At 72.4% G+C, this 23,883-nt stretch carries 21 protein-coding genes and 1 pseudogene; 6 read left to right on the top strand and 16 right to left on the bottom strand.

All coding sequences use genetic code 11. The annotated features are described in order from the left end of the window. Positions 1-12 precede the first annotated feature (12 nt). The 3 genes from ACIRDU_RS07500 to ACIRDU_RS07490 all read right to left on the bottom strand — a co-directional run bounded on the left by ACIRDU_RS07500 (position 13) and on the right by ACIRDU_RS07490 (position 2,430). Positions 13-417, bottom strand: a complete 405-nt coding sequence (locus ACIRDU_RS07500) for a CBS domain-containing protein (RefSeq protein WP_403575752.1) — start codon at positions 415-417, stop codon at positions 13-15. Positions 418-462: 45 nt separating this feature from the next. After that, a complete protein-coding gene (locus tag ACIRDU_RS07495; protein WP_403575750.1) occupies positions 463-1,956 on the bottom strand; it encodes a DEAD/DEAH box helicase in 1,494 nt (497 codons plus the stop codon). A 270-nt stretch (positions 1,957-2,226) separates the two neighbouring features. Next, entirely contained in the window at positions 2,227-2,430 is a 204-nt protein-coding gene (locus ACIRDU_RS07490) for a cold-shock protein (protein WP_042169227.1), read from the bottom strand. 298 nt (positions 2,431-2,728) lie between these two features. Here ACIRDU_RS07490 and ACIRDU_RS07485 point away from each other — a divergent pair, with 298 nt between their 5' ends. Both ACIRDU_RS07485 and ACIRDU_RS07480 read left to right on the top strand, forming a co-directional pair. Beyond that, on the top strand, positions 2,729-3,049 hold the full coding sequence (locus ACIRDU_RS07485; RefSeq protein ID WP_403575747.1) for a hypothetical protein: 321 nt from the start codon (positions 2,729-2,731) through the stop codon (positions 3,047-3,049). A 90-nt stretch (positions 3,050-3,139) separates the two neighbouring features. After that, a complete protein-coding gene (locus ACIRDU_RS07480; RefSeq protein WP_403575745.1) occupies positions 3,140-4,798 on the top strand; it encodes a penicillin-binding transpeptidase domain-containing protein in 1,659 nt (552 codons plus the stop codon). Between the two features lie 376 nt (positions 4,799-5,174). Here the strand turns inward: ACIRDU_RS07480 and ACIRDU_RS07475 are convergent, their stop codons facing one another. Further along, entirely contained in the window at positions 5,175-5,750 is a 576-nt protein-coding gene (locus ACIRDU_RS07475) for a hemerythrin domain-containing protein (RefSeq protein WP_403577299.1), read from the bottom strand. Here ACIRDU_RS07475 and ACIRDU_RS07470 point away from each other — a divergent pair. Further along, positions 5,680-6,198: pseudogene (locus ACIRDU_RS07470) on the top strand (DEAD/DEAH box helicase); the annotation flags it as partial. The gene ACIRDU_RS07475 and the pseudogene ACIRDU_RS07470 overlap by 71 nt on opposite strands. Before the next feature lie 17 nt (positions 6,199-6,215). Here ACIRDU_RS07470 and ACIRDU_RS07465 read toward each other — a convergent pair. The 6 genes from ACIRDU_RS07465 to ACIRDU_RS07440 form a co-directional block, all read right to left on the bottom strand. Beyond that, positions 6,216-6,950, bottom strand: a complete 735-nt coding sequence (locus tag ACIRDU_RS07465; RefSeq protein WP_403575743.1) for a YqjF family protein — start codon at positions 6,948-6,950, stop codon at positions 6,216-6,218. Positions 6,951-7,178: 228 nt separating this feature from the next. Continuing rightward, positions 7,179-9,239 (bottom strand): SWIM zinc finger family protein, encoded by a 2,061-nt coding sequence (locus ACIRDU_RS07460; protein WP_403577296.1) that lies wholly within the window; start codon positions 9,237-9,239, stop codon positions 7,179-7,181. A gap of 659 nt (positions 9,240-9,898) precedes the next feature. Continuing rightward, a complete protein-coding gene (locus ACIRDU_RS07455) occupies positions 9,899-12,733 on the bottom strand; it encodes a DEAD/DEAH box helicase (protein ID WP_403575741.1) in 2,835 nt (944 codons plus the stop codon). 86 nt (positions 12,734-12,819) lie between these two features. Further along, the gene (locus ACIRDU_RS07450) at positions 12,820-13,401 is read right to left on the bottom strand and encodes a sugar kinase (RefSeq protein WP_403575739.1); all 582 of its coding nucleotides are present in this window, start codon (positions 13,399-13,401) and stop codon (positions 12,820-12,822) included. After that, a complete protein-coding gene (locus ACIRDU_RS07445; protein WP_031106526.1) occupies positions 13,398-14,546 on the bottom strand; it encodes an ROK family glucokinase in 1,149 nt (382 codons plus the stop codon). The genes ACIRDU_RS07450 and ACIRDU_RS07445 overlap by 4 nt, the downstream gene beginning before the upstream one ends. A gap of 147 nt (positions 14,547-14,693) precedes the next feature. After that, positions 14,694-15,431, bottom strand: coding sequence for a GntR family transcriptional regulator (locus tag ACIRDU_RS07440; RefSeq protein WP_403577294.1), 738 nt, complete (start codon positions 15,429-15,431; stop codon positions 14,694-14,696). A 128-nt stretch (positions 15,432-15,559) separates the two neighbouring features. Here ACIRDU_RS07440 and ACIRDU_RS07435 point away from each other — a divergent pair, with 128 nt between their 5' ends. After that, positions 15,560-16,582 (top strand): Gfo/Idh/MocA family oxidoreductase, encoded by a 1,023-nt coding sequence (locus ACIRDU_RS07435; protein WP_403575736.1) that lies wholly within the window; start codon positions 15,560-15,562, stop codon positions 16,580-16,582. A gap of 24 nt (positions 16,583-16,606) precedes the next feature. On the opposite strand, the gene ACIRDU_RS07430 is transcribed toward ACIRDU_RS07435, so the two are convergent. Both ACIRDU_RS07430 and ACIRDU_RS07425 read right to left on the bottom strand, forming a co-directional pair. Continuing rightward, entirely contained in the window at positions 16,607-17,284 is a 678-nt protein-coding gene (locus ACIRDU_RS07430; RefSeq protein WP_403575734.1) for a response regulator, read from the bottom strand. Positions 17,285-17,389: 105 nt separating this feature from the next. Beyond that, entirely contained in the window at positions 17,390-18,664 is a 1,275-nt protein-coding gene (locus ACIRDU_RS07425; protein WP_403575732.1) for a histidine kinase, read from the bottom strand. Positions 18,665-18,841: 177 nt separating this feature from the next. Here ACIRDU_RS07425 and ACIRDU_RS07420 point away from each other — a divergent pair, with 177 nt between their 5' ends. After that, positions 18,842-19,042 (top strand): hypothetical protein, encoded by a 201-nt coding sequence (locus ACIRDU_RS07420; RefSeq protein WP_403575730.1) that lies wholly within the window; start codon positions 18,842-18,844, stop codon positions 19,040-19,042. Between the two features lie 38 nt (positions 19,043-19,080). On the opposite strand, the gene ACIRDU_RS07415 is transcribed toward ACIRDU_RS07420, so the two are convergent. Then, positions 19,081-19,476, bottom strand: a complete 396-nt coding sequence (locus ACIRDU_RS07415) for a ribonuclease domain-containing protein (RefSeq protein ID WP_403575728.1) — start codon at positions 19,474-19,476, stop codon at positions 19,081-19,083. Positions 19,477-19,583: 107 nt separating this feature from the next. Next, entirely contained in the window at positions 19,584-20,210 is a 627-nt protein-coding gene (locus ACIRDU_RS07410) for a dihydrofolate reductase family protein (RefSeq protein WP_403575726.1), read from the bottom strand. A 227-nt stretch (positions 20,211-20,437) separates the two neighbouring features. Here ACIRDU_RS07410 and ACIRDU_RS07405 point away from each other — a divergent pair, with 227 nt between their 5' ends. Then, entirely contained in the window at positions 20,438-21,181 is a 744-nt protein-coding gene (locus tag ACIRDU_RS07405; RefSeq protein ID WP_403575724.1) for an SDR family oxidoreductase, read from the top strand. A 57-nt stretch (positions 21,182-21,238) separates the two neighbouring features. Here ACIRDU_RS07405 and alc read toward each other — a convergent pair whose 3' ends face one another. Continuing rightward, the gene (gene alc / locus ACIRDU_RS07400; protein WP_403575722.1) at positions 21,239-22,354 is read right to left on the bottom strand and encodes an allantoicase; all 1,116 of its coding nucleotides are present in this window, start codon (positions 22,352-22,354) and stop codon (positions 21,239-21,241) included. Positions 22,355-22,391: 37 nt separating this feature from the next. After that, positions 22,392-23,732 (bottom strand): allantoinase AllB, encoded by a 1,341-nt coding sequence (gene allB / locus ACIRDU_RS07395; RefSeq protein WP_403575720.1) that lies wholly within the window; start codon positions 23,730-23,732, stop codon positions 22,392-22,394. Positions 23,733-23,883: the final 151 nt, after the last annotated feature.

Genomic DNA, 23,883 nt, shown 5'->3' with positions numbered 1-23,883 from the left:
GGGGTGGGCGTTTCAGCGGGAGAGGGCGAGGATGCCCAGAGCGCTGCCTTGCTCGTCGACCACCGGCAGGGCACCGAGCTGACGGGTACGCATCGCGTCCTCGGCTTCGGCCATCGTGGTCACGGGTGAGGTGAACGAGCCGTGGTCGCCGAGGATGTCGCGCAGGCGGACGCGGTCCGTGTAGTCGGAGCTGTCGCGGACCGCGGCGAGTTCGGTGTGGCTGACCAGGCCGGTGCACTGGCCGTCCTGGTCGCAGACGACGAGCCGTACCGTGCGTGCGGCGGCCATGACGGCCAGCGCCACCTCGACGCTCATGTCGTCACAGACCTGCGGTCCGGCCGCGTCCATGACCTCAGCCACCGTCCTGTGCACGGGGTTGGCATCATCCGGGCGGAGCTGCGTCTGAATCAGCGTCAAAGGTGCCTCCTGAAGAGATGGGCCAGATACCTGATCACGAAGGGCCTAGGCCACCGCGCCGACGACAGACTGGCGCACAGGCGCGCGCCGGGTCGCCGAGGCGGGGCGGCGTCGGCCTCGGGAGGTGGCGCTGCGCTTGGGGCGTTCGACCACCGGTGCGGTGATGACAACCGGGATGCCGGACGGGGCCTGGGCTCCGGTGATCCGGTTCAGGGCCTCGTCGCCCGAGCGGATCTGGGTGATCTGCGGCCGGATCCCGGCGTCCGACATCAGGCGGACCATGCCTCGACGCTGGTTCGGTGTGACGAGGGTGACGACGCTGCCGGACTCGCCGGCGCGGGCCGTTCGGCCGCCTCGGTGGAGGTAGTCCTTGTGGTCGGTCGGCGGGTCGACGTTGACGACGAGGTCGAGGTTGTCGACGTGGATGCCGCGCGCAGCGACATTGGTCGCCACCAGTACGGTGACGTGTCCCGTCTTGAACTGCGCCAGGGTGCGGGTACGTTGCGGCTGCGACTTGCCGCCGTGCAGCGCGGCGGCCCGTACCCCGCTGTTGAGCAGGTCCTGGGTCAGCCGGTCGACGGCGTACTTGGTGTCCAGGAACATGATCACGCGGCCGTCGCGAGCGGCGATCTCGGTCGTGGCGGCGTGCTTGTCGGCGCCGTGGACATGCAGGACGTGGTGCTCCATCGTCGTGACCGCACCGGCCGACGGGTCGACCGAATGCACGACGGGGTCGGTCAGATAGCGGCGCACCAGCAGGTCGACGTTACGGTCCAGGGTGGCGGAGAACAACATCCGCTGCCCCTCCGGACGCACCTGGTCGAGCAGCGCGGTGACCTGCGGCATGAAACCCATGTCAGCCATCTGGTCGGCCTCGTCCAGCACCGTGATGCCCACCTGGTTCAGCCGGCAGTCGCCACGGTCGATGAGGTCCTTGAGTCGGCCCGGGGTCGCGACGACGACCTCGGCCCCGCCGCGCAGCGCGCCGGCCTGCTTGCCGAGGGACATCCCGCCCACCACCGTGGCCAGCCGCAGCTTGACTGAGCGGGCGTACGGAGTGAGCGCGTCGGTCACCTGCTGTGCCAGCTCACGCGTCGGTACGAGGATCAGCCCCAGCGGCTGGCGGGGCTCAGCGCGCTGTCCAGCAGTGCGAGCGAGCAGGGCGAGGCCGAAGGCAAGGGTCTTGCCGGAACCGGTGCGCCCGCGGCCCAGGACGTCACGGCCCGCCAAGGAGTTCGGCAGCGTCGCTCCCTGAATCGGGAACGGTGCGGTCACACCCTGCTTGCCGAGTTCGGTCAGCAGTTGTCCAGGCATGGCGAGATCGGCGAAGCCCTCAACGGCGGGCAGCGCGGGGGTGATCGTTTCGGGGAGCGCGAACTCACCCTGCACCGCAGCGGGCCGACGGCCGTAACCGCCGGAGCGTGCCGGCCCGCCCGAACGGCGCGGTGCCTGCGAGCCGAAGCGGCTGCCACCCCTTCCGGCGTCGGCACTGCCATTACGGGCGCGGGCGGGGCGGTCGTTCGTGTATGTGTGGTTCATGCGGAACCTTCCTCGATGTGGCACATATCAAGGAATTCCCGCACCGATGAGCAGCATGGAGAATTACAAGTATGGACCGGCGGTAAAAGAAAGCAGATCTGGCCGGCAGAAATCTCCGGGATGCGCCTGCATCCTGGAGGAGCAGCTGCTCGGGGTTGGACTGCGGATCCCTCCGCGTCGTCCCGCGGGTGAAACCGCTGCGGGAGATGCGTGCAGCTGGGGCCCGCACCCCGAAGGATGCGGGCCCCAGCTGCGCATTGTGCGTGAGCGTCAGGCGGGAACGATGTTCTCGGCCGTCGGGCCCTTCTGGCCCTGCGCGATGTCGAAGTTGACCTTCTGGCCTTCGAGCAGCTCACGGAAGCCCTGCGCAGCAATGTTCGAGTAGTGAGCGAACACGTCCGCGCCGCCACCGTCCTGCTCGATGAAGCCGAAGCCCTTTTCCGCGTTGAACCACTTCACGGTACCAGTAGCCATGTCATATCTCCTTTGGGGCAGTACATCGGGATCCGCACCGTACGGACACCGTGTCGCCGCGATGATTGCCCCGCCCGGAAAATGACCGGATTTACAAAAGTGCTCCCGACCGGCAGAAGCCGGGTCGGGGGCACTTGAAGTCTTGGGAACCACAACTGCAACTGAGATCGACAGTAGCACGCTGGAACGGCCTGTGCACGTTACATAATTCCACTCCCTCCATTGCAGAAAAAACTCTTCCTGCATGATCCGTCAAACTCTCACCTCGCGGGAACAGATATTGCTTCACTCTGGTGCGATGTTTCGGAAAAAAGCGGTGTCGTCAGCCGCCACCGACCCCGACAAGGTCGTCATCGGCCTGAACGAGCCCGGCGCCCGCATCTGCATGGCCGAGGCCGTCCGGCCCGACACGAAGGTGGCCCACCTGGAGTCGGTCTCCCTGGACCAATCCCTGGCCGCCCGGCTCACCGAGGCGGGGCGTCTCGAGGCCCCCTGTCCCGACAGGACCGGCGACAAGACCGAAAAGAGCAGCCGCTTCCCGGACCGCGAGGCCGGATCGCCGCCCCGCGCGCCGCCCTGGCCGCCCTCTTCGAGCCCGACCGGGACACCCTGCGGCTGAAACCGGCACGCCTTGCGGACGCCTCCCGCCCGGCAACCCTTTACCAGAAGCTGACATACCTGCAGTAGGCACAAATATACGATCCGCTCCATGAACAGAGCGGCAAAGGTCGGCACAGTCGGTACATGTACGGCACTGCTCGTCCTCGGGGGATACGGCGCCTACAACATCGTCCACGGCCTGACCTCGGGCGCGATGGGCAACGCTCAGACCAAGGCGGCGCACAGCTTCGACCCGGCGACGGTGTCGACTTCACCGCCGTCGGACGCCAAGGCCGTCAAGCTGACCCGGGCATTCCTGGACAGCTGGTCACAGCAGCACCTCGACGCGGCGGCTGACGACACCGACACACCCCACACGGCCGCGCCGGCGTTGAAGGGATACACCGAAGGTCTGCGCCTGACGACGCTGACGTTCGGGCAGGTGGTGTCGGCCGGGCCGTCGACGGTCACGTCCGGCGCCACCAAGGTCACCTTCAACGTCACGGCCGAGGTGGCGGGCGGCACCTGGACCTACCCCAGCGCGGTGGCGGTGCTGCAGAGCGCGGACGGCCGGCCGGCGGTGCACTGGAACAACTCGGTGCTCTACCCGGGTCTGGGCGACGACCAGTCGCTGACGGCGGGCAAGCTTCCCGCGGATGTGAGCACGGCCGAGGTCGTCGCAAGTGACGGGAAGACGGACCTGACCACGTTCCCCTCGCTGCGGGACATCGCGGCGACGATCCGCAAGAACGCCAAACCCAGTGGTGGCAGCACCGGCACGGGCGTGGCCGTGGTGAACGCCGATGGCGACGGTGTCAGGACGTTGAAGGTCTTCTCCAAGGGCCGGACGCCGAAGATCAAGACGACCATCGACGCGCACGTCCAATCCGTGGCCGAGAGCGCGGTGAAGGACTCTCCCCTGCGAGGAAAGCCGGCCGGGGCGGTGGCGCTGGACTGGCGCAGTGGCCACATCCTCGCGATCGCCCACACGGGCGCGGACGGCGACATCGCCCTGAACGGCATCAAGTCACCGGGCTCCACCATGAAGATCATCACGTCGGCGGCCCTGTTCGACAAGGTCGGCCTCACGCCGAGCAGTCCGGCCCCGTGCACGGACTCGATCACGGCCAACAGCCAGACCTTCCACAACGACCCGGGCGTGAGGGCCAACCCCACCTCCACCATCGCGCAGGCGTTCACCGTGTCGTGCAACACCTCCTTCATCAAGGACGGCTTCCACTACCTCGTCAGCAACGGCGACGCCTCCGCCCTGCACGACGAGGCCGTCAACGTCTTCGGCCTGGGCAGCTGGTCGATCGGCGGCGGCGTCGCCACCACCGACCCGAGCATCCCGCCCGACGTCCAGGACGGCGACCAAGCGGCCCAGTTCATCGGTCAGGGGAAGGTCACGGCCACACCGCTGTTCATGGCGTCCGTGGCGGCGACCGTACGCAACGCCGGGTTCAGACAGCCGGTCATCCTGCCCGGACAGCACCAGGACACCGCGCCGCAGCAGATCTCCAGCCGCACGGCCGGTTACCTGCAGTCCATGATGCGCAGCGTGGCCACCAGCGGCACCGCAGCCCCGCGCCTCGGCGGCCTCGACGGCGTGGGCGCCAAGACCGGCACCGCGGAGGAAGCCGACCACACCAACGGCTGGCTGACCGCGTACGACTCCCGCATCGCCGTCGCGGCTCTGGTCGAGGGAGGCAGCTCCGGCGTGGACTCCGCCGGATACGTCGTCCGGCACCTGCTGACCGGGAGCTGATCCCGGAGTGGGCAACGACAGTTGTGAGCGAGGCGGCGCCCGGGCCAGCCACCGCAGCGGCCTCTCCTGGAATGGGGCCCAGCCCGTGACAACCAGCGGGGTGGTCACACTGCACTGCTGCGGAGGGCCCCGCAACCGGGGAACGTGTCTCGATCCGGTCGCCGTACTCCTGCAGCGGCGTCGGCAGCTTGTCGGCCTGGATGTCGGCAGGTGAACGGTTGATCGTCACCGTGAGCCAGCGGTCCGCGGCAGCCGGGTCCGCCGGACGTGCCGTCGAGCGCCGTAGGGCGACGACGGCGGACTCGGGTGTGCGGACTCCCCGGTGTCCGATGCTGCTCAGGCGCGGGCCGGTGTGGGCCACTCTCTCCCGACCTGATCAGCTGTCCTTGCCCATCGCCTTGCGAACGGCGTCACGAGTCCGGTCGATCACGGCTGCCACGGGTCCGACGGCGACATTCTGCGCCGCTGTCTCGACTCCCGGGTGCGGGCGGGTGGGCGCCATGGCCTCGGCAGCACGGACAGCCGTGGCCATCATGGCAAGCCGCTGCGCTCCGGCCTTCTCGCGCAACCCGGGGAACTCGTACTGTTCCTCCGAAGCCGCGTGCTGGAGCACGTCCGCGCGCAATTCCCGCAAGGCGGGCATGAACCCGGGGTCGTCGGGGTCCATGTCATCGAGCCGGCTCAGCTTCTCCTTCGCGGCCCTCTCCTCCTCGAGACGGTCGTCGACCACCTGCTGACCGTCCTGCAGGAGACGGCGAGCCGCGGGGTGGACCACTTCCTCCTCGGCGGTCTCGTGGACGGCCAGCAGGCGGACGAGCCTGTGGAATGCCTCCGCCCGGTCGTCGGCAGTGGCGTTCTCGACCTCGGCGAAGAGATTACGGATGTGGTGGTGCTGCTGGATCAGCAGTGCCACGACGTCGTCGCTCTCGCCGGCGTCGTCGAGGTGGGGCATGGCGTCGGTCAAGAGAGTCTCCCTTGGGGTGCAATCCCGAAGCGGCGTCGGCCCGCGGACAGCGGGCACCTGGGGTTCGTCCAGGTTCTCCCTGGTGACGGGCGGCCGCGACCGCGCGGGGCCGAACGGCGCAGGTGATCACCCAGGGCGAGCAGCCGGGATTCTCGACCTCGCACGACTGCCGCGCGCCGCTCCGCATCGCGGCCGGCCACGGGGGACCCGGGCCGGGGCCCGGGAACGGTTGGGGTGGGGCGACGTGGCCGCCGAGCTGACGGAGGCGATGGAGGCACTGCTCGACGGTCGCGACGTGCTGGTCGTCATGCCCACCGGTTCCGGCAAGTCGGCGATCTATCGGGTGCCGACCGTCATGCTCGGTGGTCCCGCGGTCGTGGTACATGCCCGCGATCCAACCGTCGAAGCGCACGCGCGGGTGTCGCGATGGCGCCGGAATTCCGGCAAGGGGAGTCAGGAGGACTGGGAGAAGCGCTTCGGGACGCACAGCTTGGAGGGCCCGAGCCGTACACATCTGACGCCTTCCGAGAAGTGCACCACGGGTTCACCGAGGGGGGCTTCCCGGAGGCCCGCCGCGGCGGTCAGCGTCTCCTCCAGTACATCGACGCCGGCGTCGGCCAGCGGCCACGGCTCGTGCTCGACGGGCGTCTCCCAGAGCATGCCGAGCCTGCGGGTGTACGCACGCCAGCGCGAGGTCAGCCACACGTCCCGCTCCGTCGGATCGATCGGGTCGCCAGGCCGGACGACCAGGCGGTGGGAGGCGTCACCGATCCATCGGGAACCGGAGTACGAGACGGTGTCCCCGTCCGTGGTCACGCGCAGGGTGCCCGGGTTGTACGGTGCGCCGATGGCCCGGGCCGCCACCATCGGGGGGAAGGCCACCTCGATGGACAGGAACCAGAGTCCGTCCCGGCCGTCACGGTGCCGTACGTACGTGCGCAGGTTGGTCTCCGCGAACGTCGGCAGGCCGGGCAGCGAGGCGGGAACTCCGGGTGGTCGCACGTCCGCCATGACAAAGGGGGTGAGCCCCACCCAGGCGGCCCCCTCGTACTCGTCCACGACCAGTCCCCCGGGCAGGAGCGCCTGGACCGCGTCAGGCCGGAACGGCCAGTGGACGAACGTCTGCGTCAGCCAGCCCGCCCGCAGCGCCGGCAGGCGCACCCGCTGCTCTGCCCCGTGTGCCACCACGGGCGTCGGGTCCCCCGCGCACGATCGAAGGAAACCCACGGTGCCCGGCATGGCGGGCGGAACGCCGGCCAGAGCATGAAGAGGGCCATGACGACCAGAGTGCCCTGACCTTACGCGCTCGTCTTGGACTGGCCTGGACGCGCACGGAGGCCCGAGGATGAGGACGGGGGCGTCTTCCGGGCCGTCGAAGCGGCACCGCTCCACGCCACGGGGTGTCCTGGGGCGTCCTCAGAGGTCGCTCGGCAGGCCGAGGCCGGTCAGGGCGCCGACCGGGTCCAGGTCGGGGGTGCCTCTGGGCCACCAGTCGTCGTGGCCCGGCTCGGACTCGTAGGCGTACCAGAGGCCGTCCCGGCCGAGGCGGAGCTGAACGTGGCCTTGGGGGTGGGTGAGGTGGTTGCGCCAGGGCCGGAAGGCGGGCAGGTCGGCGGCGAGGAGCAGGGGCCGGGCCCGGTCGAAGCGCCCGGCGGGCGGGTCCCACGGCTCCTCCAGTACGGCGAGGCCCTCCAGCCCGCCCTGACGCCAGGCCGCGACCGCGCGGGCCAGCTCGGACGGGGTGCGGCCCGCCGCGGAGGCCAGGGACGAGTAGAGCGCCCGGGTGCCCGCGGTGAGCCCCGCCCCGGGGCGGGCCGCGGCCAGGCGGACGGCGTCCTGCCAGAAGGTCAGCTGCCCGACCGGGTCACGACCGGTGCTGAGCAGGGCGTGGGCGCGGGCGGCGGCGTCTGTGGCCAACTGGTCCAGCGCGAAGGGGTCAGGGCCGCCGGGGGCCGCCGGATAGGCCGGGGGCTGCTCGGGGTGGGCGGGTGGAGGCAGTGGTGCAGGCAGGGGCGCGAGGGCGCGCGATGCGAGGACCTCGGCGGCCCGCACGCCGGGCAGGGGCGCCGGGCCCTTGTCCTGCGCGGCGCGCGCCGCGCGGGTGGCGCTCAGCCGGGACAGCGCGTCGAGCAGTTCCCGCTCGCCCCGGCCGCGCAGCAGGAGCAGGACGAAGGGGTCGGCGTCGAGCAGCCGGGCGGTCTGGTAGCAGAGGGCGGCCGCGTGTTTGCAGGGGTGGCCGCGGTCGGGGCAGCTGCACTGGGGCTCCAGGTCACCGGGGCCGGGCAGGAGCGGCACGCCGCAGTCGGCGAGGGACCGGGGCATCTCCTTGTCGAGGAGCGCCGCGATGTGCCCGGGGCGGTCGGCGGCGGCGTCCAGGAACCGGTCCCAGTCGGTGTCGTCCAGCGTGCGCAGACGGACCTGGACGCGGTACGGACGGGGCCGGCTGCCCTGGACGTAGGCCAGCACGAGTCCGGGGGTCACGGTGATGGCGTCGACATGCCCCTGCCCGGCGTATCCGCGGCCGCGCTCCAGCCGCTTCACGTCCAGCGCGCCCTGCTCCAGCGCTCCGACCCAGGCGTTTCCCCACCAGCTCTCGGCGAAGCGGTCACCGTCCCGGGGCGGGAGGGGCGGGAAGGTGCGGCGGAGTTCGTTGTCGCGGGAGGGGGCGGCCATGGAGTGGGGTGGACGCGGGGTGTAGGACGCGGTGGTCGTGCGCGGAGCCGAGGGCGGCCTTGGGTCGGCGGGCGCGGGGTGGCGGGGCCGGGCATGGGCAGGGGCTGAGGCCGGGGCCGGTGTCACCGCGCTGTCGGTGCGCGCGGCGAGGTCCGGATCACGTGACGCCGGGTCGCTGCCGCCAGTCCCGGTCGTCGCGGCCGAGGCCTCGGAACGGGCCCCCGGGCTTCCGGCCCGGTCGGGCGTCGCCGGGCTCGGCGCGGCCGGGCCGGGCCCGCGGTGCGGGCCTTCCCGGTTTCGGTCGGCGGGGCCGTGCGGCAACTCGGTCATGCGAGCCGACCGGCTCTTCTGCTCGGTGGTCCGCTCATGGTCGTCGGAGGTCGTGTCCGACGTGCTCGGCGCCCGGAAGACGTCGGACAGCAACTGCCGTACGTCACGCGCGCCTCCGCCGGGGGCGTCCGCGCCCGCCCGCCGCGCAGCCGCTGCTCTGTCGTCCACGGCGCTCTGCCGAGCCCGGCGCCTGCGGCGAGCGCCTTCCCGCTCGGTCTCCTCCCGGGCCCGCCGCGCGTCGTCCCGTGCCGCGCGCAGCGCCGCGCGCGCGACGTCCGCCGCGTGCGGCCCGGCGCCCGCCTGGGTGGAGGACCCCGTGGTGGCCGCACCCTCGGCGGGAGTGGCCCCCGCCGGGTTCGTCTGCGGATCGCCGGGTGCCTGCGGCTCCGGCGTGGCGGGCGGCGGGGTGTCGTCGGCTGAACCGACCTTCTCCGGCGCACCGGTGTTCTCCGGCGCTCCGGCGCCCTCGGGGATACCGGTGGCCTCGGGGCCGCCGTCCTCCTCGGGGCCGCGGGCGTCCTCACGACCACTCGTGACTCCGCGGGCACCGCTGCTCTTCCGGTCACCGGCGACGTCGGAACCACCGGTGCCCTGCCGACCACCGGCAAGCTGGGCGGCACCGATGTCGCTCCGGCCGGCGGCGGCCTCGGAACCACCTATGCCGTCTCGACCACCGGCGAGCTCGACGTCACCGATGTCGTTCCGGCCACTGGCAATCTCGTAGCCCCCGATATCCCCCCGCCCACGGGCGACCTCGGGCGCACCGTTGCCCGCCCCGCCACCGGCGACCTCCGAGCCACCCAAGCCGTCCCGACCACCGGCGACCCCGGAGCCACCCGAGCCGTCCCCACCACCGGCCACCTCGGGGGCACCGGCCTCGCGACCACCGGCCTCCTCCGCCGCTTCCGCGTCGTCCCCCGGGCCCGCAGCGTCCCGGGCGCTCCCGCGCTGCTCGGACACCGCCCTGCGGAGGGCCTCGCGGGCCACGTCTGCCGGTCTGGGGGTTTCCTGACCGGCTGCTCCCCCGGCCGGGAGCGGGCCCGGACGGGCGGCCGAGGCCGGGGCGGGATCCTGGGCTGCCCGCTCCCGGGCCTCGCGCAGCGCGCGGCGGGCCTCGTCGGCCGGGCGGGGTGTCATGACGGCCTCCGCAGGGACACGAGGTCGGACAGCTCCCGGTCCGTCAGTTCCGTGAGGGAGGACTCGCCGGAGCCGAGGATCGCGTCGGCCAGCGCCCGCTTGGTCTGGAGCATCTCGGCGATGCGGTCCTCGATCGTGCCCTCGGTGATGAGGCGGTGCACCTGGACCGGCTGGGTCTGGCCGATGCGGTACGCGCGGTCGGTGGCCTGTTCCTCGACGGCCGGGTTCCACCAGCGGTCGAAGTGCACGACGTGGCCCGCGCGGGTGAGGTTCAGGCCGGTGCCCGCCGCCTTGAGCGACAGCACCAGGACGGGCGTCGAACCGGCCTGGAAGCGGTCCACCATGCGCTCCCGCTCCGGCACCGGCGTACCGCCGTGGAGGAGGTCGACCGGGACCGCGCGGGTGGCCAGGTGGGAGGTGATCAGGCGGGCCATCCCGACGTACTGGGTGAACACGAGGGCGGACCCGTCCTCGGCCAGCAGCGTGTCCAGCAGTTCGTCCAGCAGGGCGAGTTTGCCGGAGCGGGCTGCGAGCCGGTCCCCCGCGGCCGAGGTGTGCTCCTCCTTGAGAAACAGCGCCGGGTGGTTGCAGATCTGCTTCAGCGATGTGAGGAGCTTGAGCACCAGGCCCCGGCGGGGCATGCCCTCGGCCGTTTCGATGGCGAGCATCGATTCCCGGACCACCGCCTCGTACAGCGCGGCCTGTTCACGGGTGAGCGGGACCGGGTGGTCGGTCTCCGTCTTGGGCGGCAGCTCCGGCACGATGCCCGGGTCGGACTTCTTGCGGCGCAGCAGGAAGGGCCGGACCAGTCGGGCCAGGCGCTCCACCGCCTCCTCGTCCTCGCCGTTCTCCACGGCCCGCGCGTGCCGGGCGCGGAAGGACTTCAGCGGGCCGAGGAGGCCCGGCGTGGTCCAGTCGAGCAGGGCCCACAGCTCCGAGAGGTTGTTCTCGACGGGCGTGCCGGTCAGGGCCACGCGCGCGGGGGCCGGGATCGTGCGCAGCGCCTTGGCGGTGGCGGAGTAGGGGTTCTTCACGTGCTGCGCCTCGTCGGCGACGACCATGCCCCAGGTGCGCTCGGCCAGGGCGGGGGCCGCCGAGCGCATGGTGCCGTACGTGGTGAGGACGAAACCGCCGTCCAGACCGGCGAGGCTGCGGTCCGGGCCGTGGAAGCGGCGCACCGGGACACCGGGGGCGAAGCGGGTGATCTCCCGCTGCCAGTTGCCGAGCAGGGAGGCCGGGCAGACGACGAGGGTCGGCTCGCGGCGGGCCCGCTTCAGGTGCAGGGCGATGAGGGTGACGGTCTTGCCGAGGCCCATGTCGTCGGCGAGGCAGCCGCCGAGGCCGAGGGAGGTCATCAGGTCGAGCCAGGCCAGGCCGCGGAGCTGGTAGTCCCGGAGGGTGGCCCGCAGGCCCGGGGGCGGCTCGGCCGGGCGGATGCCCGCGGTCAGGCGGTCGCGCAGGGCGGCCAGGGCACCGACCGGTACGGCCTCGACGGTCTCGCCCTCCACGTCGGCGGTGCCGGTGAGGGCGACGGACAGCGCGTCGACCGGGTCGAGCAGGCCGAGGTCCCGTTTGCGGGCCTTGCGGACGAGCGCGGGGTCGACCAGCACCCACTGGTCGCGCAGCCGGACGACCGGGCGGTGGGCCTCGGCGAGGGCGTCCATCTCGGTGTCGGTGAGCGGGTCGCCGCCGAGCGCGAGCTGCCAGCGGAACTGGAGAAGGTCCTCGCTCTCGAAGAAGCCGGTGCCGTCGGTCGCCGAGCCGGGGGCCGGACGGACCACAGCCGCGGCGGACAGGTCCTGCGCGAGGTCACGCGGCCAGTGCACGGCGACCCCGGCCGCGGCCAGCCGGGTCGCCGCGACGCCGAGCAGGTCGCTCAGCTCGTCCTCGGTCAGGGCCAGCACGTCGGGCACGTCCTGGTCGGCGAGCCGGTCGAGAGGGGGCCAGACCCGGGCCGCGCGGCGGACGGCGAGGGCCGCGTCCACGCGCGCGCGGGGACCGAAGGCGTCGTCGGCCGCGCCCGCCCACAGGGCCGCCGCGTCGGCCACGAGGGTGGGGTCGGCGAGGCTGTGCACCTGGACGATCGCGGCACCGGCGCTGCGGGCACCGCCGTCGGAGGCGTCGTCGAACAGGTCGTACGCCGACAGGTCGAGGCGGAGCGAGATCCGCACGCCGGCGTCCATGCCGGCGGCGACCTCGGCGGCCCAGTCGTGGGCGGTGGGAAGGTGCTGGGCCTCGCGGGCCGCGAAGGGCCGGCCGGAGGTGTGGGGCGCGGCCGGGGTGCGGGGCAGGGTGTCGGCGACCGCGTCCAGGAAGGCACGGACGAGTGCTTCCGGTTCGGGCAGCCGGATCGGGCCCGGGCCGGGCAGCGGTACGGCGTGGCCTTCGTGGGGCAGGGCGGCGGCCACCGCGCGCAGGTGCGCGATGTCGTCCGGGTCGAAGGGGCCGGCGCGCCAGGCGTCGTGGCCCGTGGCGGTCAGGCCGGGCAGCAGCCTGCCACGCGCGGTCAGCCGCAGGGCGTGCAGGGCGGCGGCGCCCCAGCAGGCCGTGGCCGGATGGGCCGCGGGGTCGTGCCGGGCGCGGACGAGGAGCGGCAGGGCCGCGTCCAGCGGGAGGGACAGCGCGGGGGTGGTGCGCCGCCGGACTCCGGCGGCGCCGTGCCGTCGGACGACGGTCAGCTCGGTGTCCTCGGCGGGCAGGGGCTCGCCCTCGGGGTCCCAGAAGGCGATGCGTCCCTCGCGCGGGAGGGGCGCGGGCAGGAAGACGGCCGGGAGCCGGACCGGGACCGTCGCCTCCCCCGCCCGCTCGGCCATCAGAGCCGACTCTCCCATACGTCCTGCCACCTCCCGCCCCGCGTGTCGGATCAGTTGTCTCCGACTCTACGGGCGGGGTCTGACAATCGGCCCCGGCGGCCGGTTCAGGGAACGGTCCGGGACACGACGTAGACCCAGGGATACGCCGGGTTGGACAGGTCCACGACCACGTCGTGGGTGGGGGCCGGGTTCTTCTGCCGGTGGACGAAGCCGTACCACGAGTCGGTCGTGGCGAATTTCCAGCCGGTGACCTTTCGGTCGCGGGCGCCGATGGTGATGTCGCCCCTCTTCAGGTCCTTGCGGGTCACGCCCAGTCCGGTCAGGTAGGCGTCCAGGCCGGCCGCGTTGGTCTCGAACTGGGTGTACAGGCGGCTGGTCTTCCAGTTGTTGGTCTCGTAGTACGCCACGTGCCAGGCCGGGTGCGGGACGGGCACCTGGTAGATCCGGCGCTGGAGCTTGGAGGGCCAGCCCTCGGTCAGGCCGGTCGCCGAGTACTTCGCCTCCTTGTCCTTGCCGCTGTCGCGGCTCTGGTTCGCGGAGATGACGAGGTAGCCGGCCGGGATGCCGATGAGCAGCACGATGATCAGCAGGGTGAGGGCCCTGCGGCGGATCATGTGGCTGCGGTCCTCGACCGGGCGGTCCGGCCCGTCGGGCCAGGGTCCCTGGTGGGGCAGGGAGGCGGTCACGGCGTCTCCTGCGTACTGCGCAGCGACTGCGTGTACCGCTCGTAGCGCTCGTACCGCTCCACGCGGCGGCGCTTGGCGCGGCGGAAGCGGCGAGCGACCAGCCGCGCGAGGTCGGCGGCGCCGACCATGCCGGCCTCGGGGCCGAGCTGGGCGCGGACGATACGGGCCTCGGGGCGGTAGCCGCGACCGGTGAGGTGCCGCTTGAAGGCGTCCCGGGCCGGGCCGATCAGCAGGTCGTCGGCGGCCGAGACACCGCCGCCGATCACGAAGCAGGAGGGGTCGAGGGCGGCGGCGAGGTTGGCGATGCCGACGCCGAGCCACTGGCCGATGTCCTGGAGCAGCTCGATGCACATGGCGTCGCCGTCGCGGGCCAGCTCGGTGATCATCGGGCCGGTGATGTCACCGATGCTGCCCTTGACGTGCTCGATGATTCCGTACGCGACGGGCGAGTCGGCGGCGGCCAGCTCGCGTGCCTCGCGGACCAGGGCGTTGCCGGAGCTGTACTGCTCCCAGCAGCCGCGGTTGCCGCAGGGGCAGCGGTGACCGCCGGGCACGACCTGCATATGGCCGAACTCGCCGGCGACGCCGTACTTGCCGCGCTTGACCTGACCGTCCTCCAGGATGGCGCCGCCGATGCCGGTGCCGAGGGTGATCATGACCAGGTGGTCCTCGCCGCGGCCGGCGCCGAAGCGCCACTCGGCCCAGGCGGCGGTGTTGGCGTCGTTGTCCACGAGGACCGGTACGGAGAGCCGGCCCGAAAGGCGGTCGCGGAGCGGTTCGTTGCGCCAGGACAGGTGCGGGGCGAACAGCACGCGGTTGCGGTCGGCGTCCACCCAGCCGGCCGCGCCGATGCCGACGGCGTGCACGTCATGCCGGTCGGAGAGGTCCAGCACCAGCTCGGCGATGGTGTCCTCGACGACCTTGGGGCTCTTGGACTTGTCCGGGGTCTCCGTGCGGAGCATCTCCAGGATGTTGCCGTCGGCGTCGACGACGCCCGCCATCACCTTCGTGCCGCCGATGTCGATGCCGACCGTGGGCACGCGGGGGGCCGTCAGGTGCGAGCGGCGCTCCCGGGTGCCGACGGTGCGGAGCACGGTGGCACGGCGGGAGCCGATGGGGGCGGTGAAGTCGCGGTAGGTGCTCATCGCCGCCGATTCTGCCTCACGGGGAGGCAGGGTGCGGATCAGAGGGGTGGTGCGGATCGTCGCCGGGTGCGGGCCGGTGGGAGCTTGTCGCGCCCACGCCGCGGAGCCGCACATCGATACAGCCCCGCGCCCCTGACCACGTCGCTCTCACGTCCGTACCAGGAGCTGGAACTCGAACGAGTAGCGCGTCGGGCGGTAGGTGTGTGTGCCGTATTCCACTGCTCGGCCCGTGTCGTCGAATGTGACGCGTTGCATCGTCAGCAGCGGCGCGCCCGTCTCCTCCGCCAGCCGCTCCGCCTCCTCCGTCGTCGCCGCGCGGGCGCCGATGGACTGGCGGGCGCTGTGCAGGGTGATGCCCGCCGCCCGCATCAGGCGGTAGAGGCCCGTCGTCTCCAGCTGGTCGGTGTCGAGGTCGATGAGGCCGGGGGGCAGGAAGTTGCAGAGGTAGGCCATGGGCTCGCCGTGGGCGAGGCGCAGGCGCTCGACGCGGTGGACGTCGCTGTCCTCGGCGACGCCGAGAGCGGCGGCGATCTCGGCCGAGGCGGGGACGAGCTGGTTGACGAGGACCCTGGTGGCCGGGCGCTGGCCCGCCGCCTCCAGGTCGTCGTAGAGGCTGCTGAGCTCCAAGGGGCGTTTGACCTGGCTGTGCACGACCTGGGTGCCCACGCCGCGACGGCGTACGAGGAGGCCCTTGTCGACGAGCGACTGGATGGCCTGGCGGACGGTCGGCCGGGACAGGCCGAGCCGGGCGGCGAGTTCGATCTCGTTGCCCAGCAGGCTGCCCGGGGTCAGCGTGCCGTGCTCGATCGCGGCCTCCAGCTGCTGGGACAGCTGGAAGTACAACGGCACGGGAGAACTGCGGTCCACGCTCAGCTCGAGCTGCACGGTCGGGTCCACTTCTGGTTTCGGCACGGGCCGAGCGTAGCTCCGTGCGTTGTTGACGGGAAGTCGTGTAGTCAGATTGTCCGGACATACAGATTGACAGCGGCGGGCTGTGCACGCACTTTGTTTTCATGCGCATCGGCGTCATCGGTACGGGCCGCATCGGCACCATCCACGCGAACACCCTCAGTCGGCATCGCGACGTCGGCTCCCTGATCCTCACGGACGCGGACCCCGCCAGGGCCCAGGAACTGGCGCACCGGCTGGGCGAGACCGCGGCGCCCGGCGTGGAGGAGATCTTCCGCTGGGGGGTCGACGCGGTGGTGATCACGACGGCGACGTCGGCCCACGCCGAACTGATCGGTCGGGCAGCACGCTCGGGCCTGCCGGTGTTCTGCGAGAAGCCCATCGCGCTGGATCTGCCGGGGACCTTGAGCGCGATCGCCGAGGTCGAGACGGCCGGGACGGTTCTCCACATGGGCTTCCAGCGCCGCTTCGACGCGGGCTACACGGGTGCGCGCGAGGCCGTGCGCTCCGGCCGGCTGGGGCGGCTGCACACCGTGCGGGCCCTGACCAGCGACCAGGCGCCGCCGGACGCCGCGTGGCTGCCGCTGTCCGGCGGGCTGTACCGGGACACGCTGATCCACGACTTCGACGTCCTGCGCTGGGTGACGGGCCGGGAAGTGGCGGACGTCTACGCCGCCGGGTCCGACGCCGGTCCCCGGATGTTCCGCGAGGCGGGCGACGTCGACACCGCCGCCGCGCTGCTCACCCTGGACGACGGCACGCTCGCCACCCTCACCGCGACGCGGATGAACGGGGCCGGTTACGACGTGCGCATGGAGCTCGCCGGGGAGCGCGACCAGATCGTGGTCGGTCTGGACGACCGTACGCCGATCGCGTCCACCGAGCCGACCGGGCCTCCGGCCGCGGACAAGCCGTGGACGGGTTTCCTGGAGCGGTTCGGTCCCGCCTACGAGGCGGAGCTGAACGCGTTCGTCGAGGTCGTCCGGGGTGAGCGGGCCAACCCCTGCGACGGGCGCGAGGCGTTGCAGGCGCTGCGGGTCGCCGAGGCGTGCGAGCTGTCGCGGCGGGAGCGCAGACCGGTGCACCTCGCGGAGATCGCCGGCGGTTCCTCGTCCGCCTTCGCCTGACGCCGGGAGCCGGGGGCCGGGCGGTCAGTGACCTTCCTGTTCCTCCTCCAGCAGCCCCGCGTCGTAGGCGAGCAGCGCGATCTGCACCCGGTTGTTGAGGTCGAGCTTGGCCAGGACGCGCGAGACGTGCGTCTTCACGGTGGCGACGCTCATGAAGAGGCCGGTGGCGATCTCGGCGTTGGCCAGGCCTCGGCCGACCGCGACGGCGACCTCCCGCTCACGGTCGTTGAGGACGGCCATGCGGTCTCGCGCGCGCGTGCGACGCGTGTCGGCGGCGGTGCCTACCGCGTGCCGCACCAGCTGGCGGGTGACCGTGGGCGACAGGACCGGATCGCCGGCCGCGACCCGGCGCACCGCCGCGAGGATCTCGGCCGGCGGGGTGTCCTTGAGGACGAACCCGGCGGCGCCCACGCGCAGCGCGCGCAGCACCTGCTCGTCGGCGTGGAAGGTGGTGAGCACCACCACCTGAGGGGCGTCCTTGCGGGCGCGCAGCCGTTCCGTGGCGGTGAGACCGTCCACCGTCGGCATCCGGATGTCCATGAGGACGACGTCCGGGCGGGTGCGGTCGACGAGGGCCTCCACCTCGGCGCCGTCGGCGGCCTCTCCGACGATCTCGATGTCGTCGGCGCCGCCCATCATGAAGGACAGCCCGGCCCGCACCAGCGGATCGTCGTCGACGAGGAGCAGTCTGATCGCAGTCATGGGCCTTAACCAATCACGGCCGGGCGCGCGGCGGGCCCGAAAGGGTGGTGCCAACGCCTCGCCCTGCGCGCGGTATTGACCGCCGGGCTGCGGGGCGAGACGTGCTCACTGCCACGGCAGCCACGCCCGCACCTCGAACCCGCCGCCGGGCGTGTGCCCGTGCTCCAGCCGGCCGCCCGCCAGGGTCGCCCGCTCCGTCAGGCCGATCAGGCCCTGTCCGGAGCCGGGGACGGGTGGCACCTCGCCTTCGGGCGCCGGATTGTGCACGCGGACGGTGAGGCCGGTGCCCGGTGCGCCGGTGACGGTGACCATGACCTCCGTGCCGGGGGCGTGCTTGCGCGCGTTGGTCAGGCCCTCCTGGGCGATCCGGTAGGCGGTGCGGCCGACGGCGGACGGGACGGCGGCGGGATCCTCGACGCGCTGGTCGAGTGAGACCTTCATGCCGGCCTCACGGGACTCGGCGACCAGCGTGTCCAGCGCCGCGAGCGTCGGCTGCGGCCTGCCCGTGTCGTCGGGTTCGCCCGCCCGCAGCACGCCGATGATCTCCCGCAGGTCCTGGAGCGCCTCGTGCGCGCTCTCCCGGATCACGCCCGCCGCCCGCGCCGTCTGCGCCGGGGGCGCGTCGGGCCGGAACTCCAGGGCGCCCGCGTGCACGCTGAGCAGCGTCAGCCGGTGGGCGAGCACGTCGTGCATCTCCCGCGCGATGTCCTCGCGGGCGAGCCGCTGCGCCTGCTCGGCTCGCAGCCGCGCCTCCGTCTCGGCGCGCCGGGCGCGGTCCCTGAGGCTCACCATGAGTTGCCGTTTGGCCCGTACGAACATGCCCCAGCCGACGATCGCCACGGTGAGCACCACGGCGAAGGGAACGCTCACCAGGTAGGGGATGTCCGCGTCGGGGCGCACCCAGTAGTAGAGGGGCACCAGCGCCACGTTGACGCCGCCCACCCAGGCCACGTACCGGAAGGGGCGGTGCACGGCGAGGGTGAACAGGGCGATCAGGCCCGCGCCGCCCGCGGTGTCCGAGACGAAGCCGACGGCGGTCATCGCCACGGACAGCCCCAGCGGCCAGCGGCGCCGCAGCCAGACCGCCGCGCAGGCCAGCGCACCGATCACCTGGTCGGCGACGGCCAGTCCGGGCGGCACGTGGGGGTTGTCGGCGAGCGCCTCCATGGCGGTCGCGCCCACCACCACGGCCAGCAGGAAGCAGGAGAAGTCGACGACCCAGTCGCGGGCGGTGCGCCGGGGCCGCCGCCCGGCCCGCACGGCGTCGGGGTCGAGTTCGTGCAGGAGGGCCGACGGGAAGAACCATCTGCGCCCGGTGAACAGCGCGGGCGCCTCTCCCACCGGTACCGGGGAGGCGTGCCCCACGTCGTCACCACTCACGAGCGACAAATCTACGCAGCCGAAGCCCGGCCCACCCGCCCTCGCGCGGGATCGTCGACCAAAGTCGGCATGTCGCAGACTTTCGATGCGCCGCGGCGTCGGAGCGGGGACTTCCGCCCCCGGGTGCTCGCCCCGCGGCCGATGTGCGTGGGGGGTCCGCGGGGCGAGGCTGCCGGCATGAAGCAGGTACTGGAGATTCTCGGCTTCCTCGCCCTGGTCCAGGGCGTGGCGGGCCTGGTGCACGAGTTCACCGACTGGAACTGGGGCCTGGTGCAGCGGCTCGGGTTCCTCGACGGCTACGAGATCTACGCGAGCCTCGCGCTGCTCGTGCTGGGCGTCGCCCTGTTCGCGGCGGCGGGGAGCCGGAAGTCCGTCTGAGCGGAGCACGGACGTCCGGCCCGCGGCCCCGGCGGGGCTCAGCAGCCGTAGTCGACCAGGTCGAACGACTCGTAGTGGTCGGCCGTGTAGTAGTCCTCCCGGTTCTCCTCACCGGTGACGATGCGTCGCGCACCGCGGGTGGAGGAGCCGGGGGTGATGACCGTGTACTCGTGGTAGTAGCCGGACGACTGACTGGGCAGGATGCCTTCCCGGTTCTGGAAGACGGTGCCGTCCTGGTCGAACGGGTAGGGGCCGCCCCGCTCGATCAGGTCGAGCGTGTCGTGTGCCTGGGACGGCAGGTCGCTGTAGCAGATGTCGCCGACGGCGGTGGGGGCCGCGTCGGCCGTGGTCGCGGAGACGGTTCCGCCGACGAGGAGAGCGGACAGAAGGGCGGCTGCTGCGCCGAGCCGCGAGGCGCGTGGGGGGAAATTCATGACGCTCATGATGACGCGCGTAGATGCTGGCATGTCAATGACAAGCCTGGAGAATTTCCTGTGAAGCCCCGTGAGTTCGCGGGACGTTCACCCGCCTTCCGGCGCCCTCACGCGTCCTCCGGCAGTCCGAACTCGCCGTACTCCGGGCGCCCCTTCAGGTCGTACGTCTGGATCGAGACGCCCGCACCGGTGACGCTCCCTCCGGCGTGCTCGAACGCCGTCGGCACGGCGCCCTCCGGGAACAGCCGGAACCCGGAGCCGAGCACGACCGGGAAGGTCAGCAGATGCAGGGTGTCGACCAGATCGAGCGCCAGCAGGGACCGCAGGAGGGCCCCGCTGCCGTGCACCTGGACCTCGCCGTCGGTGCGCTCCTTCACCGCGGTGACCTCCTCGGCGAGGTCGCCGGAGAGCACCGTGGTGCCCGCCCAGCCGGGGTCCGTCAGGGTCGCGGAGGGGACGTACTTCGGCAGGGAGTTCAGCTTGGAGGCGACCGGGTCGGCGGGGTCGGTCACCTTGGGCCAGTACGTGGCGAAGATGTCGTAGGTACGGCGGCCGAGCAGGAAGGCGCCCGGGCGGGCGAAGACCTCGTCGATGAACCGGCCGAAGTCCTCGTCGGCGTACGGGAAGCTCCAGCCGCCGTGGGTGAAGCCCCCGCGGGTGTCCTCCTGCGGCCCGCCGGGGGCCTGGTAGACGCCGTCGAGGGTGATGAAGAGGGTGGAGACGAGCTTGCCCATGGCGGGTGCCTTCCTTCCGGACCGGACGGGTTCTGCTGTCATCGGTTCAGACCCCGCCGGCACCCGCAACTCATCGCTGGGCCGTACGCCCGCTCACGGGACGTCCGTGACGGACAATCCGCCCGTCGGGCCCTGCTCGTCCGTCCAGGAATCTCTCCTCCGGGCCCGGAGACCTCGACGTCCGTTCGCCGCCAGCGCCGGCGCTGTGCCGCCGCTGGGATGGACCCATGACTTCTCAAGGAACTCTGCACGGCAAGGTGGCTCTCGTGACCGGCGGGAGCCGTGGCATCGGGGCGGCGACGGCGGTGCGGCTGGCCCGGGAGGGCGCGGACGTGGCCGTCGGCCATGTGAACGGCAAGGAGGCGGCCGAGGACGTCGTACGGGCGGTGGAGGCGCTGGGGCGCCGGGCGGTGGCGCTGCGCGCGGACGCGGCTGAGGCCGCCGGGGCGGCCGGGGTGGTGGACGCGGCGGCGGAGGCGCTGGGCGGGCTCGACATCCTGGTCAACAACGCCGGTGTGGGAGTGCTCGGGCCGCTGGAGACCCTGTCGCTCGCCGAGGTGGACCGGGTCCTCGACGTCAACGTGCGGGGTGTCTTCCTGGCTTCTCAGGCGGCCGCCGCGCGGATGCCCGAGGGCGGGCGGATCATCACGATCGGCAGTTGCATGGCCCAGCGGGTGCCGGGGCCCGGCGGGACGCTCTACGCGACGAGCAAGGCGGCCCTGGCCGGTCTGACGAAGGCCCTGGCGCGGGAGCTGGGCGGGCGCGGCATCACGGCGAACCTCGTCCTTCCGGGCCCGATCGACACCGACATGAACCCGGCGGACGGGCCGTACGCGGCCGGCCAGGCGGCGATGACGGCGCTCGGGCGGTTCGGGACGGCGGACGAGGTGGCGTCGATGGTCGCCTATCTGGCGGGGGCGACGTACGTGACCGGGGCGGAGTTCTCGGTGGACGGAGGCCACGCGGCGTGAGGCACGTGGGGCGCACCGGTGCTGTCCGGCCGGTGCGCCCCACGGTCGCGGGGTGGTTCAGCCACCCAGCTCCTGGTGGCGTGCCGCCAGCCGGCTCGCCCCCTCCTGGGTCAGGGAGCCGAACAGGCGGAGCCGGGAGATGCCCCCGTCGGGGAAGATGTCCACGCGTGCGTGCGTGCCGACGGCCGGGGCCGGCAGGACGAAGCGGTGGTTGGTGTCGGGCTGGAGGCGGGTGCGGGGCAGGATCTCCTGCCAGTCGCCGTCCTCGCCGTCCTTGACCGAGACCGACGCCCAGCCGGCGCTGTTGCCCTTGAGGTAGGCGGTGTCGATCTCCAGGGCGCGGATCTGCGCCTGGGCGGCGAGCCGGTAGCGAATCCAGTCGTGGCCCCGGTCGCGGCGGCGGCGGGTCTCCCAGCCGTCGTCCATCTTGCGGGAGCGGCCCGGCTGGATGGTGTTCGAGGCGGGCGAGTAGAAGAGGTTGGAGGCGTCCTCGGCCCGGCCGCCGTTCTCCAGGGCGACGACGTCGAACGTGCCGAGCGCCTCCAGCCACGCGGGGTCGGGGACGACCTCGCCGTGGACGCGCAGGCGGGCGATGCCGCCGTCGGGGTGCTGGTTGACCCTGAGGTGCGTGAAGCACTGCTCGACGTCGACGGCGAAACCGTTCGCCGCGTGGCCGCCGACCGGGGTGCGCGGGACGAGGGTCGTCCACTTCACGTCGTCCCCGAGGAGTTCCTCCGGCGAGGGGGAGCCCGGTACGCAGGTGCCCTCGACGGACACGGCCTGCGGGTAGTTGCCGCGGAAGTGGGCGGTGTCGACGACGATCCCGCGGATCACGCCGGGGGCGCCGAGGCGGACCAGCGCCCAGTCGTGGTCCTCCGCGGTCGGCCAGGGGTGGTCGGCGGAGGCGCCCCGGCGGCGGCGCGTCTCCCAGCCGTCCATGACCTTGCCCTTGTGCCCGAAGTGCTCGGGGTCGAACGCGGCGGGCTCGGGCACCAGCAGGTTCTCACGCTGGGCGAAGAACTCGTCGTTGGCGGCGATGACCCCGGCACCCAGACGCCGGTCGGCGAGGTCGGCGTACTGGGTGAAGGGGAAGTCGGCGGTGCGGTAGTCCGCGTACGGGTCGCCGCCTCCGTAGGGGTTCGCGTCGCCGGTGAAGCTGGGAATCGCCGTCACGGTGATCAGATCTGCCTTTCGAGGTCCGGTAGGGGATTCAGTGGGTCCGGGTGAGGAGCTGCCCCTTCGGTTGGGTGAACTCGCCGTCCGCGACGATGCGCTGCCCGCGCAGCCAGGTCGACTTCACGACGCCGTACAGGGTCCTGCCCGCGTACGCGGTGACGCGGTTGCGGTGCTGGAGGGCCGCCGGGTCGACGGTGAAGGTCTCGTCGGGTGCGAGGACGGCGAAGTCGGCGTCGCGGCCCACCGCGATGGCGCCCTTGCGGTCGTCGAGCCCGACCAGTTCGGACGTGCGCGTGGACATCCAGCGGACCACGTCCTCCAGGCCGTGCCCGCGCCTCCGGGCCTCCGTCCAGACCGCGGCCAGGCTGAGCTGGAGTCCGGAGATGCCGCCCCAGGCCGTGGCGAAGTCGTCGGTCTTCAGGTCGGCCGTGGACGGAGAGTGGTCGGTGACGACGCAGTCGATGGTGCCGTCGGCGAGGGCCTGCCAGAGCAGGTCCTGGTTGGCGGCCTCTCGGATGGGCGGGCAGCACTTGAACTCGCTGGCGCCGTCGGGGACTTCCTCGGCGGTGAGGGTCAGGTAGTGGGGGCAGGTCTCCACGGTGATGCGGACGCCCTCCGCCCGCGCCTCGGCGATCATCGGGAGGGCGTCGCTGGAGGACAGGTGCAGGACGTGCACGCGCGCGTTCACGGCCTTCGCCTCGCGGATGAGCCGGGCGATGGCGGTGTCCTCGGCGTCCCGGGGGCGGGAGGCGAGGAAGTCGGCGTACTTGGGGCCCGGCTGCTGCGGGGCTGAGGCGAGGAGGTGGGGGTCCTCGGCGTGCACGATGAGCAGTCCGTCGAAGGCGGCGATCTCGGCCAGGGTGCGGGCGAGGGCGTCCCGCTCCAGGTGCGGGAACTCCTCCACACCGGACGGCGACAGGAACGCCTTGAAGCCGAACACGCCGGCCTCGTGCAGCGACCGGAGCTCCTTGACGTTGTCGGGCAGGGCGCCGCCCCAGAAGCCGACGTCGATGTGCGCCTTGTCGGCGGCGACCTGCTGCTTGGTGCGCAGGTGCGGGACGGTCGTGGTCGGCGGGAGGGAGTTGAGGGGCATGTCGACGAGGGTCGTGATGCCGCCGGCCGCCGCGGCGCGGGTGGCCGTCCAGAAGCCCTCCCACTCGGTGCGACCGGGGTCGTTGACGTGCACGTGCGTGTCGACCAGGCCGGGCAGCAGGACGTGGTCGCCCAGGTCCTCCAGGCGGGCGCTCTCCGAGACGGGCGCGTCGTACGGGAGGACGGCCGTGATCCTGCCGTCGGTCACCTCGACGGATGCGGCACGCGTTCCCTCGGGAGTGATGACACGCGTCGAGCGCAGCACCAGTTCAGCGTCGGACACCCGAACCCCTTACTTCCGCGTAACGGAATTCAACTTTCTGTTGAAGGAGTCTTCACTCCCTCTCCCGCGCCGTCAAGGGCACACTTGACTGCGGCGCCCTTCAGGCGAACAGTCCTGGACGTTTCCACAAAGCGGAATTAAACTTCCAACA

It is taken from the genome of Streptomyces sp. NPDC093598, assembly GCF_044764825.1.
Taxonomy (GTDB): domain Bacteria; phylum Actinomycetota; class Actinomycetes; order Streptomycetales; family Streptomycetaceae; genus Streptomyces.
The sequence above is the reverse complement of the archived record's forward strand: the minus strand, read 5'-3'. Positions and strand labels throughout refer to the sequence as shown.